Below are 9,908 nucleotides of genomic sequence, written 5' to 3' on the forward strand. Positions count from 1 at the left end.
AAAATGGCCCATTAGGGCTCTGTGCAAGCAACATACCGTATAGCATAACCATCACAGGTTTTTCGCCTGTGGATCTGTCCATCGCCTCGTATTAAAGGTGCAACAATGAAATCGAAAGTGTTGAGCTCGCTGCTCTTCTGGATTGTCGTGGCGATCGTCGCCGGCTTTCTGTGCAGTTTTTTCTTTCCTGACTGGCTCGCGCGCGTCTTCGTGACGTTCAACGGCCTGTTCTCGAACTTCCTGGGATTCTTCGTCCCAATCCTCATCTTCTCCCTGATCGCCCCCGCGATTGCGGGCCTGGGCAAGGGCGCGGGTAAGTGGTTGGGTATCACGGCCGGGGTCGCCTACGGATCCACGATCATTTCCGGCCTGATTGCCTGGGGTGTGGCTTCAGCACTCTACCCAACGTTGCTGGCTGGTACGCAGCTGCGTACAGATATCGACGACCCCTCCGAGGGCGGCCTGTCGCCGTTCTTCGAGGTGGAGATGCCTGCACCGTTTGAGGTGATGTCGGCGCTGCTGCTCGCGTTCGTGATTGGTATCGCGATGACCACGGTGAAGTCCCGCACGATGCACGAGGTGCTCAATGAGCTGCGTGACGTGATCATGAAGGTGGTCCAGAGCTTCGTCATTCCGCTGCTGCCGTTGTTCATTTTCGGTACGTTCCTGAACCTGGCTATGAACGAGAACTTCGGTTCGACGATGGCCGCGTTCGGCGTGGTGTTGCTGCTCTCGGTCGGCATGACGATCGTGATCGTGCTGGGCCAGTACCTGATCGCTGGTGCTGTGGCGGGTCAGAACCCGTTCACGGCGCTGAAGAACATGCTGCCGGCGTACTTCACGGCGCTGGGTACGTCGTCCTCCGCGGCGACGATTCCGGTCACCTACCAGTCCACCCTGAAGAACAAGGTGGACGAGAACGTGGCGGGCTTCATCGTGCCACTGTGCGCGACGATTCACCTGTCTGGTTCGATGATGAAGATTACGCTGTACGCCCTGGCGATTGTGTTCATGGCGCAGCTGCCGATCACCGGTGGCACCGTCGTTGGTTTCGTGCTGCTGCTTGGCATCATGATGATCGCTGCGCCGGGCGTGCCTGGTGGCGCGATCATGGCCGCGGTTGGCCTGCTGCAGGCGAACCTGGGCTTCGACGAGTCGATGATTTCCCTGATGATCGCCGCCTACATTGTGGTTGACTCCTTCGGCACCGCGGCGAACGTGACCGGTGACGGCGCGATCGCGATGATTGTGAACCGTTTCGCGAAGGGCAAGATCGTCACGCAGGATATGGAACGCGCTAAGGAGATTCAGGCGCAGGACGCCTAGTCGCTAGCGAGCCCCCGCCCGAGCGGTGCCGCGACGAGCAGCTGTACAAGGAACAGCGTGAGCGCCGGCACCGCGAAGAAATAGGCGGGGATCCACACGGCAACTGAGGTCCACAGCGGCAGGGATGCCGCTGCCCCGATGCACAGGAGTGCGCCGAGGGTGCGTGGCAGTTGCTGGAACGTGAGGATCACGGAGCGCCCCAGGGTTTCGCCCAGGGGCGCTTTTTGCTGCCCTTCTGGGGTCGCCTGGAGGTCCAACTGCGCCTGGAGCGCGAAGAACCACACGCTGATGCCGGTGATGATGAGGATGCCGGACAGGGTGAGCCCTTGCGTGAGGTTGAGGAGGGGGCCGTCGACACCTGCTTGGAAGATGACCCACTGTTGGTAGGTGACGCCGAGGCCGATGGCGACGAGGATCCCCCACCACTGGGTGGAGGCGCCGCCGAATGTGCCGCCGCCGTAGCGGAACTCGCGGAGGTAGTGCAGTCCGTAGCGGGAGCCACGCCCTTCGACCATGTAGCCGGTGACGACGTTCGCCGCGCGGATCGCCATGCCGCCCGTCACAATGGGCAGGCTGGACAGCACGAAAAGCATGTTGACAATGACAATGTCCGCCATCAAGGTGAAGGCGGACATAAATCGGGAATCGGGATTGAAAAGGCTCACGCCAGAATGTTATCCCTTCACGGCGCCAGCTGCGACACCTTCCACGATGTGCTTCTGGGAAGACATGTAGAAGATGATGATCGGCACGATGGCGAGCACGAGCATTGCCATCATTGCGCCCATGTCGCGGTTGCCCTGGGATCCAACGAACTGCTGGATGACCACTGGGATGGTGCGGTATGGGGTGGACAGGCCGATGACGAGGTATGGCAGCAGGTAGTCGTTCCAGACCCACATTGCGTTGAGGATGGCGACGGTCACTGCGGTTGGCTTGAGCATCGGCAGGACGACGCGGAAGAACGTTTGCAGTGGGCTGCAGCCGTCGATGGTTGCTGCTTCTTCAATTTCGAGCGGGATCGACTTGACGAAGCCGGCGAACATGAAGACGGACAGGCCTGCGCCGAATCCGGTGTAGAGCACCACCATGCCAAGCGGGTTGGCCAGGCCGAGGCGGTCGGCGATGGTGACGGTTGGGAACATCACCATCTGGAACGGGATGACCATGGAGAACACGAACAGGTAGTACAGCGTGGACGTCCACCACGTTTTCACGCGGGTGATGTAGTAGGCGGTCATCGAGGAGAAGAAGACGATGGAGGCGACAGAGAGGATCGTGATGGTGAACGACCACACGATGGCCCACGCGAAGCCTTCGCCTTGGACGCCGGTGATGTAGTTTTCGAGTCCGGCCCACATGTCGCCGAGCGGGAGGGCGAATGGGTTGTTGGAGATTGCGAACTTCTGCTTGAAGGAGTTCAGGAAGATGAACACGATGGGTCCGAGGAAGACCACGGTGAGGAACACCAGCACCGCGTAGATGAGTACTTTGGCTGGGCCGCTGACGCTCGCTTCGGAGGCGGTGACGGGTGCCTTTGTTTTGGTTGCCATGGGTTATGCCTCCACTTCCTTGCTGCGTGTTGCGCGCAGCTGGAACATTGCGATGACGACGACCACTACGACGAAGATGACGGCCTTTGCTTGGCCGACGCCCTCGACGTTGTTGCGCAGGAACATCGTGTTGACGATGTTGAGTGCGACCATTTCGGTTGCTCCGCCTGGGGCACCGTTGGTGAGCGCGAGGTTCTGGTCGAAGAGTTTGAAGGTGTTGGACAGGGTCAGGAAGAGGCAGATGGTAATGGACGGCATGATCATTGGGATGGTCACGTGGCGGAGCATTTCCCACTTGGAGACGCCGTCGAGTTCTGCTGCTTCTACGAGCTCTGGTGGCACGTTCTGTAGGCCTGCGATGTAGATGATCATCATGTAGCCGACGAGCTGCCAGTTAATGAGGATGACCAGGCCGAGGTAGCCGTATTTCCAGTCGGAGACGATCGTGGTGCCGTATTGGGCGAGCACGGCGTTGATCATGGATTGCCATGTGTAGCCGAGGACGATGCCGCCGATGAGGTTCGGCATGAAGAATACGGTGCGGAAGAAGTTGGTGCCTTTGAGTTTCCGTGTCAGTGTCCAGGCGATTGCGAATGCGAAGACGTTGACGGTGATGATGGAAACGATGGCGACGAGGGCGGTGAATCCGAATGCTCGGACGAAGCCTTCTCGTGCTTCGAACGCTTGGACGTAGTTGTCGAATCCTACCCAGGTTGCGTCGGTAATGGTGTGGAAGCTGGTGAATGACAGCAGGAAACCAATGACGAATGGGGCAAGGAAGGCGATCAAGAACGCAAGCAGCGTCGGCAGTACGAAGAGTGGGAAATATTTCTTCAGTGATTGCTGCATTTGTGGTGCCTATCTGGGGAATAAAAAGCGCGGAGTGCGCTGTTCGCACACCCCGCGCTCTGGTTTACAACATGTTCAGTGCTTAGTTGGAGCCCTTTTCGGCCTTCCAGTCCTCGCTGAACTTAGCGACGACGTCTGCCCACTCCATGTTGCCGGATGCGTACTGGGCGAGGTTGCCGCCGAAGTCATCCTTGAACTGCTGGGATGGGAAGAACTGGAAGTCCCATGGCAGGGTGGTCAGCTCCGTGTTGGAGATGGCTTCCTGTACCTGGCGTGCCAGCGGGTCGGCTGGGACGTCGGTCTCCGTGTAGTTCTTGAACGGTGCGATGAAGCCGAGGTCCTCGATGACGTGCTTCTTGCCTGCCTCGGAGGTGAACAGCCAGTTCAGGAAGTCCTTGGTGGCCTGCTGGTCCTCTTCTGGCGCCTTGGCGTTGATGGCGAGGTAGTTCTCGGTACCGACGTTGATGCCGGTCTTTTCCTCATCTGGGAGGCCCATGTACATCGGGAGGAACTTGATCTTGTCTTCCTTCACGACGTTGCCGTTGACGTCAGCGATCTGCGACCATGCCCAGTTACCGTTCTGGACGAACGCTGCCTGGCCGAGTGCGAACTCTGCCATGGAGTCGGACACTGCCTTGGACGGTGCCAGGGTCGGTGCGACGGTGGAGTTGTTCAGGTACAGGTCAAAGAGGTTCTTGTACTCCTTGTTGTACTTGAAGGTGACGTCCTCTGCGTCGGTGGTGCCGAGGTCCTCGAACTCGAAGTGCATTGGGCCGTTCGCCAGGTGCGTCTGCCAGCGCCAGTCCTCACCGCTGGTGAGCGAGGTGGACGCGAAGGTGCCGTCGATGCCGAGCTCGTCCTTCTTTGCCTGCATGTCTTCGGCGAGCTTCTTCAGGGATTCGAAGTTCTTGACTTCGTCCATGGAAGCGACTGCCGGGTTTGGCAGTGCGAAGTACTTGTCGGTGATTTCCTCGTTGTAGATGATGCCGAAGCCTTCAACTGCGAACGGGATGCCTCGTACGGTGCCGTCTTCCGCGGTGAGAGGGGTGACGTCCTCGTTGAGTTCTTGTGCGAGGGAGAAGTCGGACAGGTCTGCGGTGTAGTCCTTCCAGGTCTTGAAGCCGGTTGGGCCGTTCATCTGGAAGAGCGTCGGAGCGTCGGACTTGCCGACCTCGGTGCGCAGGGTCTGCTCGTAGTTGCCGGACGCCGCGGTGACGACCTTGACTGGAACGCCGGTTTCCGCGGTGTACTCTTCAGCGATTGCTTGGTAGGTCGCGTCCTGCTCAGGCTTGAAGTTGAGGAAGTAGACGTTCGGACCTTCGGTGTCGCCTCCGCCGCCACAGGCGACGAGGGCGGACGCTGCCAGTGCAGCGACAGCGGTTGAGGCGAAAGCTCGCGTGAATTTCTTCATGGGCCATCCTTCATGTTAGCCGTGCTCCTTGCCAGCGTTACCCGATGCGGTTCACGGCGCGTTTTAAGGTACTACCTCAGTATAGTGACCTTCTGTGAAGCACGGCAAACATTATGGCCCCTGTCACATCTCCGGGGGTAATTTATAGACGATTGCTTCGTCCGGATGCCCTGGCAGCACGTAGTCGAAATAGGACTGTGCCGCCTCCGTGAGGGTGACGTAGCGCTGGTCGTTTTGGCTCATGAACCAGCGGTGATCCAGGATTTCGTGGAAAATCTGTGCGGGTTCGAGCTTCTCGCGTAGCTCGGGTGGGATGAGCTCAACGATGGGTTCGTAGTTCTTCACCATCCAGCGGTGCGCCACCGATTCGAGGGGAAGCTTGCCGCCGTAGCGCACGGCGCGGTACACCTCCATCTCGCCGAGGAGGCGTTGCGCCTGCCGGTCTTGCACCTCCAGGCCGGTGAGCCGCAGCAGCTTCTTCTGGTAGAAGCCTGTGGAGAAAACAGCGGGCTCGATGATCACTCGGTAGGTGTTCTCGGCGTCGTGCTCAATCTCGACTTCGCCGACGTCGAATCCCAACTCATTAATCCTTGCGACGCGCCCAGCGATCGCCCCGAACGCGTCACCTTCGACGATGAGCTCCCCTGTCATCAGGTCCCACAGTTCGTTGTAGGTTGATGCGATGTCGTTGCCGAGGGTGATGACGTCGACATCCTCGTTGAGGTAGCCGCCTGCCTGCAGGTCCATCATCTCGCCAATGATGTTGACGCGGGCGACGTCGACGTCGTAGAGGCGTCGTCCGTCGGAGATGGGGTCGTGGAACTCGCCGGTTTCGGCGTCGACGAGGTAGGCGGAGAACTGGTCGGCGTCGCGCCGGAACAGGGTATTGGACAGGGAGACGTCGCCCCAGTAGAAGTGCAGCAGGTGCAGGCGCACCAGCAGTACCGCCAGGGCGCGCACCAGCTTGTTGATGGTGTCGACGCTGATGTCGCGGGAGAACACGTCGCGGTACGGAAGTGAGAACCGCAGGTGCTCTGTGACCAGGCAGGGGGTGAGCTCCTCGCCGTGTTCGTCGACGCGGTGCGTGATGACGGCGACGGGGACGACGCAGGGGGCGTCGAGCTCTTGAAGCTTTCTGAGCATGTTGTACTCGTGGTAGGCGACTTCCCCGCCGATTTCCTTGACTGCGAAGACTAGCCCGTCAGCTTCGATGAGGCGCACCGTGTGGCGCGAAATGCCGCGGGGCAGCGCCGCGAGGAGGTCGGAGGACCAGTCCTCGAGTGGCTGCGCCCACGGCATTTTCAGCAGTGTTGGTGCGTAGACGGGCGAGACAACGCTGAGTTTCTCGCGCAATGTGTGTCCTTAGATCCGCTGGCCAGTTGCCTTGCTAAATACGTGGAGTCCACCGTCCACGATCTGGACGTGGACGACGTCGCCCTTCATGATGCCGGACAGTGGCGCGGTACGCACCACGATCTGGCCGGAGGTCTCTCCGTCGAGGCCCTCTTCCTTCCAGCCGCCGCCTGCGAGGTGGCCGTACAGGTAGGAGTCGGAGCCGAGTTCTTCCACGAAGTCGATTTCGACCGGGATGGAGTGCTTCGCGTTCGCGTCGACGACCTCCAGGGACTCTGGGCGGAAGCCGAGGATGACCTGGCCGTCGTCTTCCACGGTGAGGTGGGAGATGTGCTCGTCGGAAAGCGGGATTGAGGCGCGGCCGAGCTTGGCGACCTTCTCGTTCAGGTCGACGTCGAAGGTGGACAGGTTCATGGCTGGGGAGCCGATGAAGCCTGCGACGAAGACGTTGTTCGGGTGATCGTAGAGCTCACGCGGGGTGCCGACCTGCTGCAGGACGCCGAAGTTCAGCACGGCGATGCGGTCGCCCATGGTGAGGGCTTCCGTCTGGTCGTGGGTGACGTACAGGGTGGTGACACCCATGCGGCGCTGCAGGTTCGCGATCTGGGTACGGGTCTGCACACGCAGTTTCGCGTCCAGGTTGGACAGTGGCTCGTCCATAAGGAAGACCTGTGGCTTGCGCACGATGGCACGGCCCATGGCCACGCGCTGGCGCTGACCACCGGAGAGGGCCTTCGGCTTGCGGTCGAGGTACTGGGTCAGGTCGAGGGTCTTCGCGGCCTCTTCTACTCGCTTATCGATCTCCGCCTTGTCCATGCCGGCGATCTTCAGCGCGAAGCCCATGTTCTCGCGCACGGTCATGTGCGGGTACAGGGCGTAGTTCTGGAAGACCATCGCGATGTCGCGGTCCTTCGGGCTGACGTGGGTGACGTCGCGGTCGCCGATGCGGATGTGGCCTTCGTTGGTGTCCTCGAGACCCGCGAGCATGCGCAGCGCGGTCGACTTACCGGAGCCGGACGGGCCGACGAGGACGAGGAACTCCCCGTCCGCGATTTCAAGGTTGAGCTTGTCGACACTCGGCGTGGTCGCACCCGGGTAGATGCGTGTCGCGTTGTCGTAAGTTACTGATGCCATGTGGTCCTCCATCGGCAGGTACGTGCCGAACGTTCCGTAGTGGGGATAAGGTACTCCCTTAACCTACCATCTGGAATCACAAGCCCATACTCGCTATGTCGCGAGTCACACTCCCGCTACCCCCGTTACATCCTCCCCCCGTACGGGGCTGAACTGCGTGACGTGTCCCCGTTTTTCAAACTTTTTTCTATTTGGAATACCCCAAGGTCAGCGCGAAATTAAGAGAAAGTTAAGAAACCTTCGTTGTCCCCTGTCTTTAAAGTTTAGGCCGATTTTCTCACGGGTATTCCCCTTTTCGCAGCTGGTTCCGTATAGTCCCAAGTAGAGAAATTCGAAGCAGAGACCCGGCACCTAGAACACGAGGTGCCGGGTTTTTCTTTGCCTTCTTAGAATTTTTTTAAGCCGCCGGGCCCTCGCCGTCCAGGATCCGCTGCGCGTCCTCGGTGCTCAGCTCGTATCCGTAGAACGTTGAGTAGAATTGTTGCGTCTCAGCAACCAGGTCGACGTCCTCAAACTTCTCCGGGTGGAACAGCTTCGCTGCCCACAGCAGCTGCAGCGCTTCCTCCGCCGAGTAGCGGCCCCAGTTCGACGTCCCCACCGGGTTCTTCACCACGTTGCCCTGCTTCACCGCAGGCACGTTCGCCAGTGCAGGATCATTCACCAGCTTATCGACGCCCAGCTGCGCCTCCATACCGCCCACGATGATGAAGTCCGGAGCGGCGTCGACAATGTCTTGCGGGGTGACGGTCGTGACGTCCACAACCTCCTCGATCACATTGCGAGCCCCCGTCGCTGCAATCCACTCCCCCACCAGGGAGTCCGGCCCGTCCGCCTGCGTGACGTCCTCCCCGCCAACGATATGCAGCACCTTCGGCTTCTTCTCCCCCGGCATGCCGCCCAGGCGGTCCGCGACCATCTTCAGGTTGCGCTCCATGTAGGTCACGTACTCGGTCGCCTTCTGGTCGGCCTCCTCGGTGCCCAGCGCGTTCGCCGTAATGCGCACGGACTTCATCAGCTGCTCAAAGTCATCAAAGTCGACCCTCGCCGCCGGGATCCCCTGCGCACGTGCCGCCTCGACCTGTTCCTTCGAGGAGGTTAGGAGCATTTCTGGGTTGATTTCCTTCAGCTCTTCGACGTTGAGGCGCGTCCCGGAGGCCGGCGTCGGCAGTTCCGTGACGTGCGGGTAGATCTTCGTCAGCCATGGCAGCCGCTTCGCTTCCTCAGTGGTGGCCACCAGGGTGTCCCCGCCACCAAGCATCAGCACAAACTGATTATTGACGTCCCACGTGTCCGCCAACCGGGTCACCTGCTTCGGCACCCGCACGTCTGTGCCGTCGATGTCTGTGAGCAGGCGGGTCGTGTCCTCCTGGGTTGTTTGGGTCGTCTGCTCGGCTGTGTTTTCTGCTGTGTTTTCTGCTGAGTTTTCGGCGGTACACCCGGTGACCAGCAGTGTTGCGGTCAACAACGTTGCGGCTACGGCGTGGTGACGCATAGGAAAGGACTCCTTCTTAGGGGTTGTGATTACGCCAGCAGTGTACCCACCGACATCCCCATACCCGAACCCACCCCTGTCTGCGCACCACATTCCCTCACGCAGTCTCAGCGACCTGGGCTTTTGTCAACGCCGCTTCCCAAAATCCAGGAATGTGGTGTCGTGTCTCGGCGTGCCAGTGCCAAACAACGCAACCGATAACATCTAGCACATTTATGAACTGCGGAAATGCGGAGGCCGGAACTCAAACATGCGTCTCTTGGCACTGAGGCCTCTGTGTACGCACCACATTCCCACCTGGCCGACCTCCGACCTGGGCATTTGTCAACGCCGCTTCCCAAAATCCAGGAATTTGGTGTCAGTCCGTGCTTGGTGCGCACCAAATTCCCTCACACAGTCTCAGCGACCTGGGCTTTTGCCAACGCCGCTTCCCAAAATCCAGGAATGTGGTGTCGTATCTCGGCGTGCCAGTGCCAAACAACGCAACCGATAACCTCTAGCACATTTATGACCTGCGGAAATGCGGAGGCCGGAATTCAAACATGCGTCTCTTGGCACTGAGGCCTCTGTGTACGCACCACATTCCCACCTGGCCGACCCCCGACCTGGGCTTTTGCCAACGCCACTTCCCACCTAGGGAAAATCCAGGAATTTGGTGCGGGGGGGTTAAGCGACAAAATGTGTGCTTTTTTGGATATGGATTCCAGGTCCTGCCTGGGCCTACGGCGGGACAGTGCTCGTTGAATCGGGATTCCCTGCCGTAGACCGGAAGGTCCACCACTTCAGGCGT

The 9,908-nt window shown here is 59.9% G+C and carries 8 protein-coding genes; 1 reads left to right on the plus strand and 7 read right to left on the minus strand.

Features of this window, described 5'->3' with window-relative positions; genetic code table 11:
* The first annotated feature begins 105 nt into the window (after positions 1–105).
* Positions 106–1,326 carry a dicarboxylate/amino acid:cation symporter gene (locus JMN37_RS09090; RefSeq protein ID WP_252931883.1) on the plus strand — a complete coding sequence of 407 codons (1,221 nt, stop codon included), beginning with the start codon at positions 106–108 and terminating at the stop codon, positions 1,324–1,326.
* Here JMN37_RS09090 and JMN37_RS09095 read toward each other — a convergent pair.
* From JMN37_RS09095 to JMN37_RS09125, 7 genes are all read right to left on the minus strand, one after another.
* Positions 1,323–1,991, minus strand: a complete 669-nt coding sequence (locus JMN37_RS09095; RefSeq protein WP_252931885.1) for a MusI family membrane protein — start codon at positions 1,989–1,991, stop codon at positions 1,323–1,325. The genes JMN37_RS09090 and JMN37_RS09095 overlap by 4 nt on opposite strands.
* Positions 1,992–2,000: 9 nt before the next feature.
* On the minus strand, positions 2,001–2,879 hold the full coding sequence (locus JMN37_RS09100; RefSeq protein ID WP_252931888.1) for a carbohydrate ABC transporter permease: 879 nt from the start codon (positions 2,877–2,879) through the stop codon (positions 2,001–2,003).
* A gap of 3 nt (positions 2,880–2,882) precedes the next feature.
* The gene (locus JMN37_RS09105; protein ID WP_252931890.1) at positions 2,883–3,728 is read right to left on the minus strand and encodes a carbohydrate ABC transporter permease; all 846 of its coding nucleotides are present in this window, start codon (positions 3,726–3,728) and stop codon (positions 2,883–2,885) included.
* Positions 3,729–3,810: 82 nt separating this feature from the next.
* On the minus strand, positions 3,811–5,139 hold the full coding sequence (locus tag JMN37_RS09110; protein WP_252931891.1) for an ABC transporter substrate-binding protein: 1,329 nt from the start codon (positions 5,137–5,139) through the stop codon (positions 3,811–3,813).
* A gap of 123 nt (positions 5,140–5,262) precedes the next feature.
* Positions 5,263–6,492, minus strand: coding sequence for a DUF4032 domain-containing protein (locus JMN37_RS09115; protein WP_252931893.1), 1,230 nt, complete (start codon positions 6,490–6,492; stop codon positions 5,263–5,265).
* A 9-nt stretch (positions 6,493–6,501) separates the two neighbouring features.
* The gene (locus tag JMN37_RS09120) at positions 6,502–7,626 is read right to left on the minus strand and encodes an ABC transporter ATP-binding protein (RefSeq protein WP_252931894.1); all 1,125 of its coding nucleotides are present in this window, start codon (positions 7,624–7,626) and stop codon (positions 6,502–6,504) included.
* A gap of 397 nt (positions 7,627–8,023) precedes the next feature.
* Positions 8,024–9,118, minus strand: a complete 1,095-nt coding sequence (locus JMN37_RS09125) for an ABC transporter substrate-binding protein (protein ID WP_252931904.1) — start codon at positions 9,116–9,118, stop codon at positions 8,024–8,026.
* Positions 9,119–9,908 lie beyond the last annotated feature (790 nt).

The organism is Corynebacterium lipophilum (genome assembly GCF_024102595.1).
Classification (GTDB): domain Bacteria; phylum Actinomycetota; class Actinomycetes; order Mycobacteriales; family Mycobacteriaceae; genus Corynebacterium; species Corynebacterium pseudogenitalium.